General features: G+C 65.0%; 25 protein-coding genes. 5 read left to right on the top strand and 20 right to left on the bottom strand.

What is annotated here, in order from left to right:
* Window positions 1-114: 114 nt before the first annotated feature.
* From H5J25_RS19400 to H5J25_RS19325, 16 genes are all read right to left on the bottom strand, one after another.
* A complete protein-coding gene (locus H5J25_RS19400; protein ID WP_159513023.1) occupies window positions 115-321 on the bottom strand; it encodes a hypothetical protein in 207 nt (68 codons plus the stop codon).
* 56 nt (window positions 322-377) lie between these two features.
* The gene (locus H5J25_RS19395; RefSeq protein WP_202096529.1) at window positions 378-620 is read right to left on the bottom strand and encodes a hypothetical protein; all 243 of its coding nucleotides are present in this window, start codon (window positions 618-620) and stop codon (window positions 378-380) included.
* A 55-nt stretch (window positions 621-675) separates the two neighbouring features.
* Entirely contained in the window at window positions 676-1,593 is a 918-nt protein-coding gene (locus H5J25_RS19390; RefSeq protein WP_202096528.1) for an NAD(P)/FAD-dependent oxidoreductase, read from the bottom strand.
* Window positions 1,594-1,672: 79 nt separating this feature from the next.
* On the bottom strand, window positions 1,673-2,080 hold the full coding sequence (copM, locus tag H5J25_RS19385) for a CopM family metallochaperone (protein WP_225883555.1): 408 nt from the start codon (window positions 2,078-2,080) through the stop codon (window positions 1,673-1,675).
* A gap of 59 nt (window positions 2,081-2,139) precedes the next feature.
* Window positions 2,140-2,826, bottom strand: a complete 687-nt coding sequence (locus H5J25_RS19380) for a ZIP family metal transporter (protein ID WP_202096527.1) — start codon at window positions 2,824-2,826, stop codon at window positions 2,140-2,142.
* A complete protein-coding gene (locus tag H5J25_RS19375; RefSeq protein WP_202096526.1) occupies window positions 2,814-3,155 on the bottom strand; it encodes a hypothetical protein in 342 nt (113 codons plus the stop codon). The genes H5J25_RS19380 and H5J25_RS19375 overlap by 13 nt, the downstream gene beginning before the upstream one ends.
* Before the next feature lie 68 nt (window positions 3,156-3,223).
* Window positions 3,224-3,580, bottom strand: coding sequence for a flagellar hook-basal body complex protein FliE (gene fliE, locus H5J25_RS19370; protein ID WP_202096525.1), 357 nt, complete (start codon window positions 3,578-3,580; stop codon window positions 3,224-3,226).
* Between the two features lie 59 nt (window positions 3,581-3,639).
* On the bottom strand, window positions 3,640-6,123 hold the full coding sequence (locus H5J25_RS19365) for a heavy metal translocating P-type ATPase (protein ID WP_202096524.1): 2,484 nt from the start codon (window positions 6,121-6,123) through the stop codon (window positions 3,640-3,642).
* Entirely contained in the window at window positions 6,116-6,733 is a 618-nt protein-coding gene (locus H5J25_RS19360; protein ID WP_151989788.1) for a cation transporter, read from the bottom strand. The genes H5J25_RS19365 and H5J25_RS19360 overlap by 8 nt, the downstream gene beginning before the upstream one ends.
* Complete coding sequence (locus H5J25_RS19355; protein WP_151989789.1) at window positions 6,730-7,107, bottom strand: hypothetical protein; 378 nt, start codon at window positions 7,105-7,107, stop codon at window positions 6,730-6,732. The genes H5J25_RS19360 and H5J25_RS19355 overlap by 4 nt, the downstream gene beginning before the upstream one ends.
* Window positions 7,104-7,592, bottom strand: a complete 489-nt coding sequence (locus H5J25_RS19350) for an SRPBCC domain-containing protein (protein WP_202096523.1) — start codon at window positions 7,590-7,592, stop codon at window positions 7,104-7,106. The genes H5J25_RS19355 and H5J25_RS19350 overlap by 4 nt, the downstream gene beginning before the upstream one ends.
* Window positions 7,593-7,647: 55 nt before the next feature.
* Entirely contained in the window at window positions 7,648-10,866 is a 3,219-nt protein-coding gene (locus tag H5J25_RS19345; protein ID WP_202096522.1) for an efflux RND transporter permease subunit, read from the bottom strand.
* 4 nt (window positions 10,867-10,870) lie between these two features.
* The gene (locus tag H5J25_RS19340) at window positions 10,871-12,043 is read right to left on the bottom strand and encodes an efflux RND transporter periplasmic adaptor subunit (RefSeq protein WP_151989792.1); all 1,173 of its coding nucleotides are present in this window, start codon (window positions 12,041-12,043) and stop codon (window positions 10,871-10,873) included.
* Window positions 12,040-13,353, bottom strand: coding sequence for a TolC family protein (locus tag H5J25_RS19335; RefSeq protein WP_151989793.1), 1,314 nt, complete (start codon window positions 13,351-13,353; stop codon window positions 12,040-12,042). Before H5J25_RS19335 ends, H5J25_RS19340 begins: the two co-directional genes overlap by 4 nt.
* Window positions 13,354-13,410: 57 nt before the next feature.
* Entirely contained in the window at window positions 13,411-13,743 is a 333-nt protein-coding gene (locus tag H5J25_RS19330; RefSeq protein WP_151989794.1) for a hypothetical protein, read from the bottom strand.
* 32 nt (window positions 13,744-13,775) lie between these two features.
* A complete protein-coding gene (locus tag H5J25_RS19325; RefSeq protein WP_202096521.1) occupies window positions 13,776-14,426 on the bottom strand; it encodes a cation transporter in 651 nt (216 codons plus the stop codon).
* A 70-nt stretch (window positions 14,427-14,496) separates the two neighbouring features.
* Here H5J25_RS19325 and H5J25_RS19320 point away from each other — a divergent pair, with 70 nt between their 5' ends.
* Window positions 14,497-14,889 (top strand): MerR family transcriptional regulator, encoded by a 393-nt coding sequence (locus H5J25_RS19320; protein ID WP_202096520.1) that lies wholly within the window; start codon window positions 14,497-14,499, stop codon window positions 14,887-14,889.
* A gap of 320 nt (window positions 14,890-15,209) precedes the next feature.
* Here H5J25_RS19320 and H5J25_RS19315 read toward each other — a convergent pair whose 3' ends face one another.
* Window positions 15,210-15,593 (bottom strand): MerR family DNA-binding protein, encoded by a 384-nt coding sequence (locus tag H5J25_RS19315; protein WP_151989797.1) that lies wholly within the window; start codon window positions 15,591-15,593, stop codon window positions 15,210-15,212.
* Window positions 15,590-17,851, bottom strand: a complete 2,262-nt coding sequence (locus tag H5J25_RS19310) for a heavy metal translocating P-type ATPase (RefSeq protein ID WP_263973989.1) — start codon at window positions 17,849-17,851, stop codon at window positions 15,590-15,592. The genes H5J25_RS19315 and H5J25_RS19310 overlap by 4 nt, the downstream gene beginning before the upstream one ends.
* 415 nt (window positions 17,852-18,266) lie before the next feature.
* Between H5J25_RS19310 and H5J25_RS19305 the strand changes: the two genes are divergently transcribed.
* Window positions 18,267-18,599 (top strand): four-helix bundle copper-binding protein, encoded by a 333-nt coding sequence (locus H5J25_RS19305; RefSeq protein ID WP_202096519.1) that lies wholly within the window; start codon window positions 18,267-18,269, stop codon window positions 18,597-18,599.
* A gap of 34 nt (window positions 18,600-18,633) precedes the next feature.
* Here the strand turns inward: H5J25_RS19305 and copD are convergent, their stop codons facing one another.
* Both copD and copC read right to left on the bottom strand, forming a co-directional pair.
* Complete coding sequence (gene copD / locus H5J25_RS19300) at window positions 18,634-19,563, bottom strand: copper homeostasis membrane protein CopD (protein WP_202096518.1); 930 nt, start codon at window positions 19,561-19,563, stop codon at window positions 18,634-18,636.
* A 2-nt stretch (window positions 19,564-19,565) separates the two neighbouring features.
* Entirely contained in the window at window positions 19,566-19,937 is a 372-nt protein-coding gene (gene copC / locus H5J25_RS19295; protein ID WP_202096517.1) for a copper homeostasis periplasmic binding protein CopC, read from the bottom strand.
* Between the two features lie 119 nt (window positions 19,938-20,056).
* Here copC and H5J25_RS19290 point away from each other — a divergent pair, with 119 nt between their 5' ends.
* Genes H5J25_RS19290 through H5J25_RS19280 form a run of 3 tightly spaced genes read left to right on the top strand, consistent with a single transcriptional unit; the run spans window position 20,057 to window position 21,356 of the window.
* The gene (locus H5J25_RS19290; RefSeq protein WP_202096516.1) at window positions 20,057-20,329 is read left to right on the top strand and encodes a hypothetical protein; all 273 of its coding nucleotides are present in this window, start codon (window positions 20,057-20,059) and stop codon (window positions 20,327-20,329) included.
* Window positions 20,326-20,766 carry a periplasmic heavy metal sensor gene (locus H5J25_RS19285; protein ID WP_202096515.1) on the top strand — a complete coding sequence of 147 codons (441 nt, stop codon included), beginning with the start codon at window positions 20,326-20,328 and terminating at the stop codon, window positions 20,764-20,766. The genes H5J25_RS19290 and H5J25_RS19285 overlap by 4 nt, the downstream gene beginning before the upstream one ends.
* Entirely contained in the window at window positions 20,763-21,356 is a 594-nt protein-coding gene (locus H5J25_RS19280) for an RNA polymerase sigma factor (protein ID WP_056025241.1), read from the top strand. The genes H5J25_RS19285 and H5J25_RS19280 overlap by 4 nt, the downstream gene beginning before the upstream one ends.
* The last annotated feature ends 25 nt before the right edge of the window (window positions 21,357-21,381 follow it).

Below are 21,381 nucleotides of genomic sequence, written 5' to 3'. Positions count from 1 at the left end.
TATGGTCATATCGCCAGCTAATCGCAGCGCCCACAGTGAGGTGGTCCCATATTTCGGGCAGCAAGCTACCCTTCTTGGCCGAGCCAGCGCGCCCGCGACACCCCCTCCGCAAATTTAGTGAAACCAATCAATTTCACCTGCTACTTTCCGGAGAATACCAATGACCAAGTTCAAGCTCATCAGCGCCACTTTCGCCCTCACGCTCTCGACCGGCGCTTTCGCGGCGTGGCGAACTGCTGCGCCGACATGGCGGGCTGCAAGGACGGCGCTGACTGCTGCGATCATGGGGACAAGGCCAAGGGCGGCGATCACGTCGGCCACGCCATGCCGAACATGAAGTAACAAGGTTGCCGGGGGCGGGGGCCGCTCCCCGGCATTTAATTCTCGCCAGTCGAGCTAGGGTCCGGCCGCTGCATTCGCGGTCCCCGTTTTACCCCCTCGCGCCACGGGCGCATAGTCGAGGGCAGAGAAAGGCGCAGCGTTGCCGCTCGCCCACGGATCGCATCCTGCGTCCGCCCCATGTCGCGCGCGATCTGGCCAACACTCTGGCGTGCGTCGATCCGCTTGCGCAGTTCGACGTCGGTCTCGTCCGACCAACGCTGGCCATAGTTATGGGTCAAATCCCGGGATTCCATTGCGGGTAAGGCTGATAATCTTCCTTCAGCTGATCTTCGTTCAGCGGGTATGGCCATCGCGCTTGCGAAGGTCATTATGCAAAGTTGTCGCGGCGATAGCTGCATGGCCCATGGCGACGCTTATCTGATCCAGCGATATGACGATGTCGCCGGCAGCGTAAACGCCCGAAACGCTGGTGCGCTGTTTGGTGTCGACCACAATACAGCGCTCGTCGCTGAGCTTGGCCCCGAGCTGCCGCGCAAGGGCGTTATTGCTATCCGAACCGAGCGCTGGGTAGATCGTGTCAAACTGCAATTGTGTCTCATCGGCCAGACGCAGCGTTACGTGTTCTTCAGCAAAATCGATTTGGTCGAGCGCACTTGGCGCTACCGCAATACCTGCCGCCTCCAGCGCCCCGCGGTCGCAAGCGTCGAGTTCGAGCGTCTTGTGCGCCACTAGCGTTATTCGATCGGAAAACGTGCGGAGAAACAGCGCCTCAGCGACGCCATGAGTGTCCGCGCCGATGACGCCGATAGCTTGGCCAGTCGCTTCATAACCGTCGCAGATCGGGCAGTAGCGTAGCAGGCCGCGCTCCAGTGCGTCGCGATGGGTCGCAGCGTCGATCGAGGGGCGACGGTTCTCGACTCCCGTTGCGATCAGGATCGATCGCGCGGACAGGGTTATTCCAACTCCGCAAGCGTCGAAGTCATCAGCGTTTTGCGCCACCGTGTCGATGCGGCCGTTCACAATCGTAGCACCGTAGCGCTCGGCCTGTTCGCGCATCCGGTGTAAAAGGTCTTCACCTGCAATCCCGTCCGGAAAACCGGCGTGGTTGTGCGAACGCGGTATCCATTTCGCCCGGCTGTTTCCCTCATCGACCACGATAATGCGCCGATGATAGCGTGCGAGGTAGATCGCGGCGGTCAATCCTGCTGGCCCCCCGCCGATGATGAGCGCATCGCATCGATATTCCGTCACGCCACCCGCCCCATCTGAGCCCGAGCGGGCATGGGGCACAGGGGTAGTGCAGCATCATCGGAATGACTGCGAGACATCATCAGGAGCCCTTTCTGGCAGCTCGACGCTCGGCAAGCCAAGCCCGCATCGTCGTGATCTCGGCCTGTTGCGTTCGGATCACCTCCTCCGCCATTTCCCGAATTTTCGGATCGGTGCCGTTGGCGATCTCGGCACGCGCCATCTCCACTGCACCTTCGTGATGCGGGATCATGCCGCGCAGGAAGTCGGTGTCCGGATCGCCGGTCGATGGCATGACCATGCTTGTCTTATCGTGCGCAGGGTTCGCCCCGTGGATCGCGTCCTTGGCATGCTGCACGTTCGATCCATGGATCGCATCGGTCGGACCGGATTCATTCGACGTGAATTGGTACGAAGGCTTCTCGGCCGAACACGCGGACAGGGCCGCAGCCACGCCCAAAATAAGCCATTGTGCCTTGATTATCGACATTTCATTCCCCTTGCTGGATCGATCGCGGCGCACGTCGGCGCCGTTTGAGGTCAGGCTCGTCACATCGCGATTTCCTCAATGAGGAGGAGCGAGAGGAAGCCGACGAAGAACATCGCACTGATGAGCGGCGTGTCCGGCTTCTCGTGTGCTTCGGCCAGCAACTCTTCGGTGACGAGGAACAGGAGTGCCATGAGGCCGAAGCACAGGAAGCCCGCGACTATCGGAGGCGACAGGCCAGCGACCGGGATCGCCAGCAGCGCACCGACCGGCAGCAGCAGCGCTAGACCCGTCACGGTAAGGATGATCCTTAGTTTCGAGGTGGTGGATTCGGCGAGTTCCGTTGTCAGCGTCACGCCGAGAAACAGCACCTCCAGCGTGAGCGCGACGGTGAGCAGGACGCCCGCCTTGGCACCAGCGACGAACGCAAGGCCCAGAACCAGACCGTCGACAACGATGTCGATACCGACCGCTGATATCAGCGCGACAGGTCCAGCCGCACGAGCTTCGTACGCCTTCAGTCCTAGCATTACCGCGACCCCCACCGATCCACCGATGAACGTGGCCAGCGGTGAGCCGGCGTGCAGCACCTGCGGTAGGATTTCGGTTGCCGCAGCGGCGAACACGACACCGGCGGCGAGGTGCTGCATCGCGGATATGAAGGCATCGCCGGGCCGACGCCATGTCGCAAAGATGCCGCCCAGGATCACGGCAAGCACCGGAATGATCGTATAGGTCAGCGCCAGCATGATTTTCCCCTAAACGACAGATGCTCGTCGATGCCCTGCTTGCCGATCCGCTCGAGGTGGAGCCGATCCTGGCCGATCATGACCGTCAGCCGTCCACCGGCAGTGCGGACCTGGGCGCGTGGTACAGTCAGTTGCTCACCATCCTCCCGCGTCGCACCGATGAGGTCGACGACGAAGGTATCGGCACTCAGATCAGTGACGATCGACGTTCCATCTTCACAGGTGAAGACACGCATTCGCATTTCGGAACTGGACGGCAACGTGTTGTATGCATCGGCGTCGTCGTCCTGCCGGACGGGCGAGCAGGCGCCAGCCAGCACGGCGATCAAAGCTATGTGCGTACGCGTACGCCACATGCTCTTCGGCATGGTCGTATGCACTGGCGCACAGAGGTGCGTCATCCAAGGGGCATGCTCATAATGTCCTTGTAGGCCGACAGGAGCTTGTTCCTGACCTGAAGCGTCGCCTCGAAGGATATCGAAGCGCGGTTCTGCATCAGCGCCACGGTGGCGATATCGGTAGTCTCGCCACGCTCGTAGCGTTCGGTGGCGACGTCCTCGGCTTCCTGTGCCGCGTTCACCTTGCCGACGATGCTCTTCAGGGTGTCTCCAAATGTCGCCGGCGCTTCGGTCCGCGGCACGGTCGAAACCGCCCCAGGCGTCACTTCTGGTGGCGTCAGGCGGTTGAGCGTCTGACTGCGCGCAAGGATCTGCGCACGGACGGCAAGGACACCGGACACGGTGGGATCGGACATCACGAACACTCCTTTCTAACCTGCGGAGACCGCATCTAATGGATGCGGTCTCCAAGGCATCAGCCGGTCCGCGCCACGACGAACCGGTCGCGATACGCGAGCAGGCGCAACGCATTCACGACCACGAGCAACGTTGACCCTTCGTGCATGGCGACGGCAGCCCCGATCCCGAGACCAAAGATCGTCGCAGGGACCAGGATCGCCACCACGCCCAAGCTGACAAAGACATTCTGCCGAATTATCGATCGGGTCTGTCGCGACAGGCCGACCGCGAACGGCAGATGGGCCAGATCGTCCGCCATCAGCGCGACATCGGCGGTCTCCAGCGCGACGTCTGACCCCGCCGCGCCCATCGCGATCCCAACGGTCGCATTGGCCATCGCGGGTGCGTCGTTTACGCCGTCGCCCACCATCGCGACCTTGCCGTCACCGCGCAGCTTCTTGATCGCCTCGACCTTGTCTTCCGGCATCAGGTCGCCCCACGCTTCGTCGATGCCGACCTCGCGCGCAATCGCATCCGCGACCGCTTGATTATCGCCCGAGATCATAATCATACGGGTGATGCCGAGGGTGCGCAGCGTCGCCAGTGTCGCCTTGGCGGCAGTCCGCGGCGTGTCCATCAGCCCGATGACCCCCAGATCCACCTCGCCGCGTCGCACGACCATCGTCGTCCGCCCGCCCGCACGGAGCCGTTCGACTGCGGCCATCGTTTCATCGGTCAATGCGGCGATGCCGTCGTTGCCGAACATCTCGGCCTTGCCGATCGTGACCGGATCGCCCTCCAGCATTGCTCGGACACCCCGGCCAGTCAGACTTTCGAGGTCGCTTGCCTGCGGAAGTGCTACGTCGTTGAGGCGCGTCCTACCGTCCTTCACGATCGCCGCAGCTAGAGGATGATCGCTCAGGGTCTCCACGGCGACGGCCGTCGTGAGCAGCCGATCTTCGGCGATGTCCGTCATTGCGACGACATCGGTGATCTTGGGCTGGCCTTCCGTTAGCGTGCCGGTCTTATCAAAGGCGATGGCGGTCAGCGAACCAAGGTTCTCCAGCGGGCCACCGCCCTTTACCAGCACACCACCGCGCGCAGCGCGGGCGACACCCGACAGGACTGCGCTTGGTGTCGCAATCGCGAGCGCGCAGGGGCTGGCTGCGACGAGGACCGCCATCGAGCGGTAGAAGCTGTCGCGGAAGGGTTCGTCGATGACGACCCACGCGAACAGTAGCAGAACGGCGAGGCCCAGCACCACGGGCACGAACACCCGTTCGAACCGATCGGTCATTCGCTGCGTCGGCGACTTCTGCGTCTCGGCCTCGCTGACCATCTTCACGACCTTGGCGAGCGCGCTGTCGGTCGACAGACGCGTGACCTCGATCTCGATCGCGCCGCTGCCGTTGATCGTGCCGGCGAACACGCGGCTGGCGGCGTCGACGCGGTCGGGATCGGCTCGTGCCTGATCCGCATCAGTGACTGCGGTCTTGTCGACCGGGATACTTTCGCCCGTCACCGGCGCCTGGTTGATGCTGCTCGAACCCAGCGTCAGGAAGCCGTCGGCAGGCAACCGTGCATTGGGTTTGACCACGACGATGTCGCCGACCACCAGCGTGTCGACGGAAAGCTCGCTGATCCTGCCTTCCCGGCGGACGAAGGCGGTTTTGGGCGCCAGCTCAGCCAGGGCCTCGATCGCCCGCTTGGCGCGACCCATTGCATAATGTTCGAGCGCGTGGCCAAAGCTGAACAGGAATAGCAGCAGCGCGCCTTCCGCCCAAGCGCCAAGCGCGGCTGCACCCGCTGCGGCGACCAGCATCAGCGTGTCGATCTCGAACCGGCGCATCCGCAGATTGTCGATCGCCTCGCGGACGGTGAAGAAACCGCCCAACACATAGGCGATCAGGTAGCAGGCGAGCGGCAACCACGACGGCGCCCCGGCGACCAGCTTCTCGATCGCGAAGCCGATGCCGAGGACGGCACCGCAGCCCAATGCGAAGAACAGCTCGGTGTTCGGCCCCAGGATGCCGCCATGATTGTGGTTATGCCCCTCCTTGCCGTGATCGTGCTCGCCGGGGCCATGGTCATGGCCGGCGTGATCGTCGCTAGCGGCCTGCGGGACGGCTGCTTCGCGCTCGACGACGGTGCCGCGGATCGTAGATTCGTCGGTCTGTTCCCGGTCGAACTCGACCCGCACCCGGCCACTTGCAGCAACCTCGGCCTCCAGAACGCCGGACACAGCCTTCAATCGATCGCTAAGGGTGCGGGCGCGCCGCTGATGCATCGTGCCGATGTCGAATACGGCATGGCCGTAGCGCTCACCTATCTGCGCGCCCGCGCCGGTCGCGACCTCGCGAATACGGGATAGCGGGAGCTGGTCCGGATCGTAATGGATGCACAGTTGCGCCGGCGCCTCGCCACTGGCGGGGACGACGTGCGCTTCGCTGACGCCCTCGCGGTCCGCCAGCCGTTGAACAAGCCGCGCGACGCAGGCGTCAGCCGCATCCGGGACGTCGGGCAGGACGACGGCGAGGTCGAGCCTGGTCTTCTCAGCCATTCTGATTGTCCTTGTTTTTGCGCGCGTCCTGTTTCGCGTCACGCAGGATCTTGATGCCGCCCCACAACTGGATTGCGGCTGTCGCCAGCCCGACCACGAGGTCCGGCCAGTTCACGCCCAACCACATGACAAGGACGCCAGCGACGACGATCCCGCCGTTCGAGATGAAGTCGTTGAGGCTGAAGGTCGTCGCCGCGCGCAGGTTGACGTCCTTGTTCTCCAGCTTTTGCAGGAGGCGCAGACACAGATAATTGATGATGCCAGCGACAATCGACATGCCGATCATAGTCGGGCCGATCGGATCGCTGCCCTGGGTAAAACGCCGCGCGACATCGATGAGGACCGCGACCGCGAACAGGAGCAGCATGATGCCGGACACCCTGGCCGCAGCTTGCTTCCAGCGTGCGCCGCGGCTCAACGCAACAAGGCTGAGCCCATATACCGCGGCATCGGAGCCGTTATCGAGGCCATTGGCGATCAGCGCACTGGAATCACCGAACAGTCCTGTGGCGACGAACGCCAGTGCAAGCCCGGCATTGAGGATCAGGACGATCCAGAGCGTACGTCGCTGGCGATCCGTCCCGCTGGTTTTAGATACAAGATTGCTCATAGGCTTGTCGCTTTCTCACAAAGCACGGGGCGTTTGCCGGGTGCCTCGATCTTGATCTGGTTGCCCGAGAATGTCGCGCTTTCCGCATCGCCGACATACTGGAGACCTTGCAACGGCGCGGTTAGAACGACCGCAGGTGCATTCGCATCGCGCCGTAACTCGACTGTGAGCCCTTGATCCTTGAAGTCGACCAGAAGCGTCTGGTTATCGTCGCATCGATAGGGGTGACGGCCGGGTGTCCTGCTGGTCACCGCAGTGTCCGCAGCGTGGATCTCCTGCTCGGTCGGTGGACCCTTCCGGGGCTCCTCGGAACAGCCTGCCAACACCAGCACGATGCCCATGCCAAAACCCAAGCCAAGATGATGCATCGTCATCGCTGCCTCCGTGCCCCAGTGCGCGCAGGTCCAGTCCGTCTATTGGAAACCGGCACCGCCGACAGGCGCCGAAGCTGGCGATCGAGGCACCTGTCCGACTGCACGAGGCTTGCTTGAAGCCTGCGGCGCATCAGTGCCCAGAGCGGACGACCCAAGATGCCTGAGAAGCGCAGGCTATGGCGCAGGCGGGTTCCAGCGGGATCGCTTTCCAGCGCGTAAGATTCCTCGAACAGCAAGAACCTGGCGACGCCCGCCGTCCATGCGAACGCCAGCGGCTTATCGACGCGGATGATATCCGCCTTGGCCGTCACCGGCTTGTCGAGTCCGCCGATGCGGAACGTGTAGTTGGCATCACCGCCGCAGACCGCGGCACCGGAAAGCTGGATGAACGGCTTCCACTGCGGGTGGCCGGCGAAGTCCGTGAGGACCGTCCAGACACGCAGCGGGGATACGGAGAGTGTCGTTACATTGTCGATCGTCGTCATGAGCGAGCCCCCTTTCTTGAGGCGTGGGGGAGGGCACGACCGCCCTCCCCCACGATCATGCGGGTTGCGGGAGCGGTGAGGTATCGTCCGTGTCGTCGACCTTGACCGCCTGCTGCCCGAAGCGGGCGTAGAGCGTCGGCAGCACGAACAGCGTCAGCAGGGTCGCCGAGATCAGCCCGCCGATGACGACGGTTGCGAGCGGCTTTTGCACTTCCGCGCCGGCCCCGCTCGCGAACGCCATCGGCACGAAGCCGAGACTTGCGACGAGCGCGGTCATGACGACGGGGCGTAATCGCTGAAGGGCACCCGTATGCGCCGCTTCGGCGCGGTCCATGCCGGAACGGATCAGGTCCTGCACCGAACTGACCATGACAAGTCCGTTGAGGACCGCGATGCCCGACAGCGCGATGAACCCCACCGCGGCCGAGATCGAGAAGTCCATGCCGCGCAGGAAGAGCAACAGGACGCCGCCCACCAGCGCGAACGGCACCCCTGTAAACACGATCGCCGCATCGCGTACCGACCCCAATGCCCCGTAGAGCAGGAACAGGATCAGTACGAAGCAGGCCGGCACCACGAGCTGGAGCCGCTGGCTGGCAGACTCCAGATTCTCGAACTGCCCGCCCCATTCGAGGTAGCTGCCCGCTGGCAGGCGTACCCCGCTCGACACAGCAGCCTGTGCATCTGCGACCACGCTGCCGACATCGCGCCCACGCACATTCGCCTGGACGACGACGCGCCGCTTGCCGTTCTCGCGGCTGATCTGGTTCGGCCCGTCGACGACGCCAATGTCGGCAACGCTGGACAGTGGCACATAGCCACCGCCGGCTACCGGCACCTGCACCTGTTTCAGCAGCCCCAGATCGGCGCGTTCGGCGTCCGACAGGCGGATGACGACCGGAAAGCGCCGGTCGCCTTCGAAGATCATGCCGGAGGTCCGTCCGCCGAGTGTGGCGGTAATGGTGTCCTGCACGTCCTGCGCGGTGACGCCGACCCGCGCCATCGCGTCACGATTCACTCGAATGTCGAGCATCGGAAGCCCCGTCGTCTGTTCGACCTTCACGTCCGCCGCGCCTTGCGTCTTGCGCAGGACGCTGGCGATCTGTTCGGCAGTGCGGTTCATGCTGGCGAAGTCGTCGCCAAATACCTTGACCGCGATATCGCCACGCACGCCGGCAATCAGCTCGTTGAATCGCATCTGGATCGGTTGCGTGATCTCATAGGCGTTGCCGGGGAACTGCGCGAGCTTTGTTTCCAGGCGTTCGACAAGTGCGGCCTTCTCCAGCTTGGGATTGGGCCATTCGGCATGCGGCTTCAGGATGACGAACATGTCAGTCGCGTTGGGCGGCATCGGGTCCGAGGCCAGCTCGGCGGTGCCCGTCTTGGAAAAGACGAACCGCACCTCGGGCTGTTTCGACACCATCCGCTCGATCGGCACCTGCATCGCCTGGCTTTGCTGGACCGACGTCGCCGGGATGCGTAGCGACTGGATGAGTAGATCGCCTTCGTCGAGTTGAGGGAGGAACACCTGCCCCAGGGTCGTGAAAGCGAATGCCGCCAGCACGAGGCTGACTACGCTGGCGCCGATAGTTATCATCGGCCGCTTCATCGCCTTTTCCAGGCCCGGCTCGTAGCGCTTCTTCAGCCACGAGATGATCCGGCCGTCCTCCTCGTTGACCTTCCGCGACAGCCAGATGGCAATCGCCGCAGGTACGAAGGTCAGCGACAGAACAAAGGCAAAGAGCAGCGCGATGATGACGGTCAGCGCCATCGGCACGAACGTCTTGCCTTCCACGCCGGTCAGCGTGAGCAAAGGCACGTACACGAGGATGATGATCGCCTGCCCATATACGGACGGCCGGATCATCTCTCGCGCTGCGGTCGCGACCGCATCCAGCCGCTCCTTGACGCTTAGCAGCCGGCCTTCGTGATGCTGTTTTTCGGCAAGACGCCGCAGGGCATTCTCGACGATGATGACCGCGCCGTCGACGATCAGCCCGAAGTCGAGCGCACCCAGACTCATGAGGTTTGCTGACACCCCGAGCCGAAGCATACCGAACCCGGTGAGCATCATCGTGACCGGGATGACCGCGGCAGCTATTAGCGCCGCACGGAAGTTGCCGAGCAGCAGGAACAGCACGACGATGACGAGCAGCGCGCCTTCGGAGAGGTTCTTGGCGACCGTTTTGATCGTCGAATTGACCAGCGCGGTACGATCCAGCACCGGCTGCACCACCACATCAGGTGGCAGCGAGGCGTTGATAGTTTTCAACCGGTCGGCGACCGCGGTCGCCACGTTGCGGCTGTTCTGGCCGATCCGCATGATCGCGGTGCCGACGACGACTTCGGTGCCGTTCTCCGACGCCGAGCCCATCCGGATCGCCTGCCCCGTGCGGACGTTGGCGACCTGGTCAAGAGTAATGGGGATACCGTCACGGGTGGCAACGACGGTGCGCGCCAATTGGTTCGCATTGCGCACCAGCGCGTCCGACCGGACCGCCAATCCTTCACCGTTGCGATTGACGAACCCCCCTCCGACGCTGGTGTTGTTCTTTTCAAGCGCGGTGCCAAGATCTGTCAGTGTAATCTTGAGCGACGCCAGTTTCTGCACGTCGGGGACGACAAGATATTGCTTGGCGTAGCCACCGATCGAATCGATGCCCGCCACGCCGGGTACGTTCTTGAGCAGAGGCGTGACGATCCAGTCCTGCGCGGTCCGCAGATAGGTCGCCTTATCTTCAGGCGTAGTCAGCCGCTCGCCTTCCGGTGTGATATAGCTGCCGTCAGGTTGCTGCCCCGGCTCGCCAGCGCGGTGCTTGTCGTCCTTTCGGTGTTCCAGCCGGACAGTCCACATATAGACCTCGCCCAACCCGGTCGCGATCGGCCCCATCTCTGGGTTCACGCCATCGGGCAGGCTTTCCGCGACGCCCTGCAACCGTTCGCCGACCTGTTGGCGGGCGAAATAGATGTCGGTGGATTCGTCGAAGACCGCGGTGATCTGCGCGAAGCCGTTGCGGCTGAGTGAGCGGGTATTGTCGAGGCCGGGGATGCCGGCGAGCGCGGTTTCGATCGGGAACGACACCTGCTTCTCGACCAGCTCGGGCGAGAGCGCGGGCGCGCGAACGTTGATTTGCACCTGATTGTTGGTGATGTCCGGCACCGCGTCGATCGGTAGCCGGGAGAGCGAAAAGGCGCCGATGACGGCGACGATGGCGGTGAGGAGCAGGACGAGCCAGCGCTTCTCAACCGCCCAATTGACGATGCGAGCGATCATGACATCAATCCTCGTGCGCCGCTTCGCCCTTGCCGAGTTCGGCTTTGAGCGTGAAGCTGCCGGTGGTGGCGATCTGCTCCTGGCCGGTCAGGCCCGAGCGGATGATGACGGTATCGCCGGCCGCGTCGCCGAGCGTGACCGGGGTCGACTGGAACCCCTTGGCCGTACGGACGAAAACGACTGATTTGCCTTCGACCGTCTGCACTGCCGTCGTCGGCACGCGGACCGCATTGCTGCCTCCGCTACCGCTGAGTTGGACCGCAGCGGTGACGGGCTCGCCGACGCGCCACTGACCGCCACCATTGTCGAGCGTCGCGATGACCGGCACCTGCCGTGTCTGCGGATCGAGGGCTGGCGACACGAAACTGATTCGAGCGCTCGCCTGCCGCCCCGGCGCCGTCACGGTAACAATATTACCTGGCTTCACCCGGCCGGCATCTTCTGGCCTGAGGTTGAGCGCCAGCGACACCCGGCTGAGATTGGCGATGCGATAGAGTTCGCTGTCTGCTGCGACCGTCTGCCCTAGCACGACCGGTCGGGCGATGACCTGACCGCCGATCGGCGCGACGATGCCGAGCCGGTTGAGCCCGCCCCCGCCCCCGCCCGCTGCCGACACCTGGCTCTGCGCCTGCCGGTAGGCGATACGTGCTTCGATTGCCGCGGTGCGCGCGGCGATCAAATCCTGCTCGGGCGACACGCGCTGCGCGAACAGCCGCTGCTCGCGGCTGAGATTGGAGTTGGCAAGCGCGAGCCGGGCACGCGATGCCTCGACCTCACCCTTGAGCTGTGCGGCCTCGCGGCTTTCGATGACGGCGATCGTCTGCCCGCGCCCGACCGATTGGCCGAGGTTGCGCGTGAGTGCCACGACACGCCCGCCGATTGCGGCCGAAACGACCTGCGTCCCCTGCGGGTCGCCCTCAATCGTCGCCGGCAGTTCGATCGTCCCCGCACCGCCCGTGAGCGGGCGACCGATCTGGACGCCCGCCGCGGTGATCTGGTCCGCCGAGAGCGTTACCGCACCCTCATCGGCATGGGCGGCTTCGTTACCGCCGGCTTCGGCACCTGCGCTGGTTTCGTTTCCGGCAGTCTCGTTGCCGCCTTCGGAGCTGCTGCCACAGGCCGCGAGCAACAGGGCAAGGCCGAACGGCAGAACGCCGCCCGTCAGGATGGTCTTCATCGGTCGGTTCCCCCGGTGTTGGTGGTCGGCGCAGGCGCGGTCAGCCGCTCCAATCGCGCACGGGCATTCTGATAGTTGGCGAGCGCGTCGATCGCGGCGACGCGCGTCTCGGCGAGCGTGCGTTCGGCATCGAGGAGATCCAGCTGGCCGAACTTGCCCTCGCGGTAGCCGATCCGCGCGATCCGCGCGGCCTCTGCTGCTGCTGCCAGCGCCGGCCCGACCGCAGCGCGCGCGGTCGTTGCCGCATTGGCGGCTTCGGCTTGCGCGTCGGTGATCGCCTGCTCGACGTCGAGCGCGGTTACGCGCCGCACCGCTTCGGCGCGCGTCCGCTCCGCGGTCGCCTGCGCGATGGCGGCGCGGCCGTTGTTGAAGAGCGGGATCGGGATCGAGATCGCGAACACCGCGGCGGTATCGTTCGTCGCTTCCAGCCGTCGGAGCGCCGGTCCGACGTTGATGTCGGGTACGCGGTTGGCGCGCGCGAGCCTGATGCCGGCATCGGCGATGGCAAGATCGGCATCCGCCGCCGCCAGCGCCAGCGTGCCGGCAGTCTGTAGCGGTGCTGCAGGGCCGAAGGTCGCCGGCGGCAACCGGTCGAGCAAGCCTGCGTCGAGCGTGCCGTCGATCGGACGGCCGAGCCGCCGCGCGAGATTGGTCCGTGCCGCCTCGGCGAGCCGGGTCAGCCGCTCGACATTGGCATCGGCATTGATACGCGCGACATCGGCGCGCTGTTGCTCCAGCGGCGACGCTCGCCCCGCCTGGACGCGCACCGCAGCCCCCCGCAGCACTTCGGCCGCGATCCGTGCCTGGTCGCGCGCCGTCACCAGCCGGCGTTCGGCCGCGATTGCCTCGACATAGAGCTGTGTGACCTGGACGCGGATATCGGCCGCGACGATCGCGCTCTGGAGTTGCGCACGTGATATTTGCGCGTCGGCAACAGCAACGCGGGCACCGCGCTTGCCGCCAAGCTCGATCGGGATCGCGACCCCCACCGTCGTCTCCGCGCTCCGCACGCCCCGATAAGGACCGGAGCCGACGACGTTCTCGACCTGCCCTTGGAAGACGGGGTTCGGCCGGAGCCCGGCCACCGTGCGGGCCGCCTGCGCCGCCTCGACCGATGCAGTAGCAGCGGCACCCGATGGCGCTGCTCCGCCCGCGGCAGACACCGCCTGATCAAGCGAGAAGCCGGGGAGCGGTTGCGCCGCGGTCGGCGTTTCAGACGGGGTGGCCGCCTGCGGCGCCGCCTCCTGTTGCGCCTGCGCTATCGATGCGCAGGACGCCGCGGCCAGCATGGCCGCTAGCATTGTTTTCATGAAATATCGATCCTGACAGAACACGTCGGGCCGGCAGATGCCGGCGAGCGGGTGTCGTCAGGCGGCCGGGGGCCTCAGCGCGGGATCGACGAGATGCGACGCGATGGCACTGGCGGGTGCGGGGAACGGATGCAGACCGTCAGCGCATGCCATCAACGGCAGCGCGTTGCTCGCTGGCAGGTTCAGTAACTGTCCGTGGCAGGTGGCATGGTGGTGCGGCACCGCCTTGTCGGCATCGCCTTGCGATTGATCGGCGTCGCCGTCGCTATGCACTGTGCCGCTGCACTCGATAGTCACCGGCCCTGCAACCTCGCGCGCGTGCACGGTCGCCGTCATCACCAGGGACGACGCAATCATGACGAGCAAAAGGGACCAGAGCCTGCGCAGCATTTCAGGCCGTCTAGTCGAAATACGTCCGAGTGTCATCGCAAGACTTCCGGTGCTACCGGCCGGGTCTCTCGCCATGCCGGGATCGCTTCGGCGAGAACACGCCACGCTGACCGCAGGAAGATGAGCGCGATGACGCCGCCCACCGCGATATCAGGCCATGCCGCGCCGGTCATGGCGATAAACCCGGCCGCAATAAGTACGCCGACGTTTGACGCCACGTCGTTGCGCGAGCACTCGAACGTGCTGGACATATTCACGTTCTCCGACCGGAAGCGCCACAGCATCGCGAGGCAGGTCAGGTTGGCGACGAGCGCGGCACCGCCGAACGCCAGCATTAGTGAAGACGAGGGCGAAACGCCGTTGACCACCTTGTCGACGATCTCGAATACGACCGCGATGCCAAACATGAGGATGATGCCGCCCTTGGCCAGTGCCGCCCCGGCTTCCCAGCGGGGGCCGCGGCTCAACGCATAGAGGCTGAGTGCATAGACCACGGCATCGCCGAGCATGTCGACTGAGTCCGCCATCAGTGCGGACGACCGCGCGAACACCCCCCCGCCGAACTCGGCAACGAACATAACGAAGTTGATAACCATGACGGCGATCAGCACGCGTCGTTGATCGGTCTTGCGGCCGAGCTGCGCGATCGTGTCGCCTTTTCTGGAACAGCAGTCGTCCGCCATGATGCACTCGATTCGTGTGTCGGACCCCCCATATGCACCTTCATGTCACTAGAGGGTCAAGGGCTCATCCATGAAGATCGGCGATATTGCGAAGCGCACCGGGCTGAAGGTCGAGACCGTCCGCTTTTACGAGGGTGAGGGTTTGATCGCTGCACCGCGTCGGAGCGGGGGCAATTACCGCCTTTACGATCAGTCGCACCTTGATCGCCTGACGTTCATCAAGCGCTCGCGCGACTTGGGCTTTACGCTCGATCAGGTGCGTGACCTGCTCCGCCTGGCGGACGATCCGCGCGGATCGTGCGATGCAGTTGACGAGATGGCGGTGCTGCACATCGCAGAGATCGACCACAAACTCGCCGGCCTACAGACGCTGCGTGAAGAGATCGTCAAATGGGGGCGCTGCGACGCCACAACGATCGCCGAATGCCGGTTGATCGACGCGTTATCTTCACGGCTACCTTGAGCATTGGCTCGACAATGTCATCCAAAGTAAATTCGTTCGCCCCGCTCGAGTCGGTTCAACGAGAAGCCGGAAATGATCGGAAGAACCATAAGGATAAATTGAGGTGACCACCCGGCGCGGCGCGCCTTGGACGAGGAGGACGACGCCGAACTTCGGCGGCGTGTGGCTGGGAAGCAGACCATTAGCCAGATTGTCCGCGAGTTGGGTCGCACGATGGACACAATCCGCGGTCGTGTGGCGACTTTGCGGATCACGCTTCGCTTTTCGCAACGCCCGTGGCGGGACGGCGTTGCTCGTCGCGCCAGCGAGTAGGCGCGACCCTATGCTTCCATACGGCGAAGGATCGGGCAGTCCGGTCGATCATCTCCGTGGCAGCGGTTCACCAGGTCCAGCAGCGTCGATCGCATAGCTTCGAGCGTAGCCGCCTTACGCCCAAGTTCATCGGCGCGCGCCTGGGCGAGCATCTTTACTTCGCTGCTCGAACGGCTGCGATCCGACCAGAGGCCGAGGAGTGTGCGGATCTCCTCGATCGGGAACCCCAGATCGCGCGCATTGGCAATGAAGCGCAGCCGGTGAACATCGGCCTCTGAATAATCCCGGTAGCTCCCGCGCCGAGGCGGCGCAGGCACGAGGCCGATTTTCTCATAGTGGCGGATCATGCGCTGAGAGACGCCGCTGGCGTCCGACGCCGTTCCGATGTTCACAACTTCACCGCGTTGAGCCGCAGCGCGTTCAGAACGACAGTGAAAGACGAGAGCGCCATCGCCGCACCGGCTAGCATCGGCGAGAGCAGAATGCCGGCGACGGGATAAAGCACCCCCGCCGCGACCGGCACGCCGATGCCGTTGAACAGGAACGAGAAGAACAGGTTCTGGCGGATATTGCGCATCGTTGCGTGGGCGAGCTTGCGCGCCCGCACGATCGCCGACAGATCGCCGCGCGTGAGCGTCATGCCGGCGCTTTCGATCGCCACGTCCGTTCCCGTGCCCATCGCCAGGCCCACGTCCGCAGCGGCAAGCGCCGGGGCGTCATTGATGCCGTCGCCGGCCATCGCGACCTTGGCGCCGCTTGCCTTCAGCTCGCCTATGATGCGCGCTTTGTCTTCCGGCCGCAGATCGGCGCGCACGTCATCGAGACCGCCTACCGCGCGCGCGACCGCATCCGCGGTCCCACGATTGTCGCCGGTGAGCATGACGACGCGCAAGCCCTCTTTGCGAAGTGCGGCAATGGCGTCGCGTGCCGATGCCCGCACCGGGTCGGCGACCGCCAGCAAGCCAGCGAGCGCCCCATCGATCGCGACAAGGATGACACCCGCGCCTTCGCTACGATGACGATCAGCCGCGGCATCGACCGGCTTGGGATCAGCGCCGATCCGGCTCATTTGCGCGGCGTTGCCGATGACGACCGAGCGGCCGTCGACCGTGGCGCTGACACCCAGGCCGGTTTGCGAGGCGAAGTCCGCTACCGTGCCGAGCTGCAATGCCCGCTCTTTGGCGGCAACGATGATCGCGTGAGCGAGCGGGTGTTCGGATTGCCCTTCGACGGCCGCGGCAAGCGCGAGCATGTCGTTTTCCGCGACTGCGCCGACCGTCTCGACCGCGACCAGCTTAGGCTTGCCTTCCGTGAGCGTGCCCGTCTTGTCGATGACGAGCGTATCGACCTTCTCGAGCCCCTGTAAGGCTTCCGCATTCTTGACCAGCACCCCGGCTGTCGCGCCGCGCCCAGTGCCGACCATGATCGACATAGGCGTGGCGAGCCCGAGCGCGCACGGACAGGCGATGACCAGCACGGCGATGGCGTTGAGCAGGGCATGGCCCATGCGCGGCTCAGGGCCGACCAGCGACCATACCACGAACGTCACCACCGAGATCAGCACGACCAGCGGCACGAACCATCCCGACACCCGATCGGCGACCGCCTGAATCGGGGCGCGGCTGCGCTGCGCTTCGGCGACCATACGGACGATCCGCGCCAGCATCGTATCCGGGCCGATGGCGCGGGCTTCCAAAACCAGGCTACCCGTGCCGTTGACGGTCCCCCCCGTGACGGCCGCCTCGACTTCCTTGAGGACCGGCGCAGGTTCGCCGGTGAGCATGGATTCATCGACCGACGAGCGGCCTTCGACCACCACGCCATCGACCGGGATCGCTTCGCCGGGACGGACCCGCAATCGATCACCGGCGGCGACGTCGGCAAGGCCGACTTCTTCCTCGGAGCCGTCAGTCCGCAACCGCCGAGCTGTCTTGGGAGCGAGATCCAGGAGGGCTCGGATCGCGCGCCCGGTTGCCGCCCTGGCGCGCAGCTCGAGCACTTGCCCGAGCAGCACCAACGTCACCACGACACCGGCAGCCTCGTAATAGACCGGGACCATGCCCCCGTGCATTCGGAACGTCGCGGGGAAGATGCCCGGCGTGAGCGTCGCGACCACGCTGTAGAGGAAGGCGGCACCGACCCCGATCGCAATCAGCGTGAACATATTGAGATGGCGGGTGCGGATCGAGGTCCACCCCCGCTTGAAAAACGGCCAGCCCGCCCACAGCACGATCGGTGCGGTTAGCGCGAGTTGGACCCACGGCGAGACCGTGGGGCTGACGACATTGATGCCGAGCATCTCGGCAAACATCGAAACGACGAGGAGCGGGATCGTCAGTGCGCCGGCCACCCAAAGCCGGCGTGTGAAATCGACCAGCTCGGGGTTGGGTGTGTCGTCGAGCGACGGTTCTTCGGGCTCGAGCGCCATGCCGCAGATAGGGCACGTCCCCGGCCCTTCCTGGCGGACTTGCGGGTGCATGGGGCACGTCCACATCGCCCCTGGCGTCGCTGTTGGCTCAGGTTTTGGCTTATCGCCGAGATAGGCGTTCGGATCAGCCAAGAACTTGTTCCGGCACCCGGCGCTGCAAAAATGATATTCATGGCCGGCGTGCTCGGCATGGTGCGCCGTTTTCGCTGGATCGACCGTCATGCCGCACACCGGGTCCGTTACCTTGGTCACGTCGCCGGGCACCTTGGGTCCCGAACAGCAGCCACCCATTTTGCCGGCCTGTTCGACTGGCACTGACGCGGTAGAGCCCCCAGAGCAGCATGAAGCGGGCTCGGCAGCCGGCTCGGCTGACTTTGCTGAGCAGCCGCAACCCCCAGTATGGGCATGAGAATGAGGATCGTTCATGGCGTAACTCCTTCGACCCGAAGGCATGTAGGGTCTGACACCGTGTCAAGGTCAAGGCCAGGTCGAGCTTAACCCGCGACCGTGCGGCCAAGCCGCCTAATATGAGCTACGCGGCCGAAGGCTTTGCCCCTCGAAAAGGGCCAAGAAGGCGAGGGAAAGTGCGATCTGGCGCGTATCTCCTTTAGGGCGGGGATAAGACGGAGAATGACCGATGCATCAGATGGACCCGGCGATGAAGGCGTGCATGGACGCCTGCCACGAATGCCATATCACCTGTCTTTATATGGCGATGAACCACTGCCTTGAGGCAGGTGGGAAGCACGCCGAGCCGCAGCACATGAAAATTATGGCCGATTGCGCGCAGATTTGCGCAGTCGCGATCGACTTCATGGCCCGCAAATCCGAACACCATCGTCATATCTGCCACGAGTGCGCCGAGATTTGCCGGGCGTGCGCGGCGAGTTGCGAAGGGCTCGCCGGCATGGAGGATTGCGTCGCGGCCTGTAACCGTTGCGCCGAGGAATGCGAGAAGATGGCCGCCTGAACGGCGAGGCGGGCGGCATTCGGCCGCCCGCCCCTCACATCGCCGAAGCAGGCGGTTCGAGTGTTCCCAGCCATGCGACGAGCGCCAGGATCGCCACTGCGCAGCTTGCCTCGACCGCGAGGCTGCGCCGCAGGGCGCGAAGCGCACCGTGATGATCGGCCACGGCGATCGATCGCTCGAACGCCGGCGTGAGGCGAAAGCGGTTGAGCGATGCGAGCGCGAGCATCGCGCCGAAGAGCGCGAGCTTGGCGATCAAGAGCTGGCCGTAGCGCGTAGTCAGGAGGTCCGGCAGATTGGCGAGGCCGACCAGCAGCCACGCGTTGACGACACCCGTGACGACGATCGTGCCGACCAGGATCGTGCCGACCAGGCCGAATCCATGCAGTGCGCGGTGCGTCAGGGTCAGATGGGCGGCGTCGACGCGGCCAACCGGCCGGGCGACGAGAAGCACGAGCCCGAGCAGGGCTCCGGCCCAGGCTCCGCCGGCAAGCAGGTGGAGAATGTCGGCGCCCAAATGCACCCAGCCGACAGCGCCCTCGTCCATCGCGCCGTGCCCTGTCCAAGCAAGCGTGGCGAGCGCCACGGCCGCAGCGAACGCCACCAGGCCGAGCAAAGCCGCGCGACCGGCTGCCACGAGGGCCGCGATCGACGCCACCACGAGCGCCGCCATGCGCGCTTCCCACGCCGTGCCCGTCGCGGACCCGGAGAGGAGCATTCCGATCGCCTCCTGATCGATCGGCCAGGGCGGTGCCCCGGCCATCGCCGCCGCGAGCAGCGCGAGGGCGATCCCGGAGAACAGGAGGCCGAGCAGGCCGCTTCCGACGAGCCAAGGGCGCAAGGCGAGCGCGTCGGCGCGCTCGCCGGCTTTGAGGCCGTAGAGACTGAAGGCCGACAGGCCGAACAATCCGCTCAGCGTTGCATAGAGCGCGAAGCGAACCGCGATCAGCGGCCAGTCGGTCTCCACCCTTACTTGACCGCGAAGGCGAAGTTTCCGGCTACCCGGTGGGTGTCGACCGAGACCACGTGCCACGCGACGCTGTAGCGCCCCGCGGCGAGCGGCGCCTTGGGCGTGACGACGAGCGTGCGGCCATCATCGGCGACCCCGGCCGCAGCCGCGACCTTCATGGGCGGGTGCGCGGTGCCGCCATGCGCGGTCATCATCAGGTCCGCGCCCGAGAACTTCGGCATCAGCTTTTCGCTGAACCGAAGCGCGAGACGCGCTGGCTTGGCGACAGTCGCGTTCGGCGCCGGTGAGGCGGACAGCAACTTAGGGTGAGCCTGGGCGGCGCTGGCGAGCCCGAGGATGGCAAGGGCGGCAGGGACTAGGGCGCTACGCATGAGGCTACTCCGTGATGTTCTGTCCATTCTACGCGGCACAGTCGCGCACCCCTCACGCGACCGATGAGGGATGATGGGCAGCGCTGCGTAACCAGTGTTAGAGGGGCGGAGTGGAAAACATGGATGATCTGGACAGAGCGTTGGCGAGGTTGGCGGGAGCACCTGTTCCGGCTGCGCTCGACGACGTCGAAGCACGTGTTCTCGCGCGCATCGGCACACGGCCGGTCGTGCGACAGGCCGGGCTCGGCATCGGTGCGGTGACGGTCGCGGCATTGGCGATCGGCATGATCGGCGCCGAGCTGCCCGCGACCGCGAGCCCTGCGGTGTCGCTCGCACCGCTCGGCGGGGCCTCGCCGCTCGCACCCTCGACTTTGCTGATCGGCGAGCCGTGACCTCGACCAAGCGCGTCCTGCTGTGTGTCGTCCTCGCCTTTCTCGCGGCGATCGGGGGCGTGTTCGTTGGACGGGCGCTGTTGCCCCAGCCCAAGCAGCCGGGCGCCGCGCTGCACGAGGTCCTGCACCACAAGCTCGCGCTTGATGCCGATCAGCAGTCGAAGCTGAAGGTCCTAGAAGATCGGTTCGCGGTGCAACGGCGCGCTCTCGAGCTGGAGTTGCGCGCGACCAATGCCCGGCTTGCCGAGGCGATCGAGGCCGAGCACGGCAACGGACCGCGGGTCACGGCCGCGGTCGATCAGAGCCATGCCGCGATGGGCGAGCTGCAGAAGGCCACGTTGGCGCATATCTTTGCCATGCGGCAGCTTCTGCGGGCCGATCAAACCTCCCAATTCGATGCTGCGGTGGTGAAGGCGCTCACCGACGGCCAGGGGTGAGCCTCGATTGGACCACGCTGTCCGATGGCGAGCTGGCGACGCTCAGCATTGCCGGTCGGCAGGCCGCTTTTGCCGAAATCGTGCGACGCTACCAACAGCCGGTGTTCCGGCTCGCGCGGGCATGCGTCGGCGAACCCGACGAAGCGCTTGATCTGGTGCAGGAGACGTTCGTCGCCGCACACCAGGCCCTCCCGCGCTACGACGGGCAGCGCGCCATGAGAGCGTGGCTTTCGACGATCGCGATCAATAAATGTCGTGACTGGGCGCGAAAGCGCACGGTGCGCCGGTTCTTCTCCTTCGCGGCCCCCATCGATCATCGGGCTGAAGCTGTGGTGGACGATCAGGTGGCAATCGACGACGGCGCAGCCGACCGCCAGGAGTTGGACCGGGTAACAGATGCCATTTCCGCTCTGCCCATGAATTTAAAAGAGGCTCTTGTGCTGCGCACCATCGAGGGTTTGAGCCAAGCCGAAACCGCCGACGTGCTGGGGATCAGCCAGAAGGCTGTCGAAACCCGCCTCTACCGTGCCCGCTCGCGCCTCCTCGAAAAGTTGAACACCGAACAAGGGATCGGCGTGCGGGACGCGTAGAAGGAGTGAAACGGGCCGGTAGCGG

It is taken from the genome of Sphingomonas aliaeris, from assembly GCF_016743815.1.
Lineage (GTDB): Bacteria > Pseudomonadota > Alphaproteobacteria > Sphingomonadales > Sphingomonadaceae > Sphingomonas > Sphingomonas aliaeris.
This window is presented reverse-complemented; position numbering and strand designations above follow the sequence as displayed.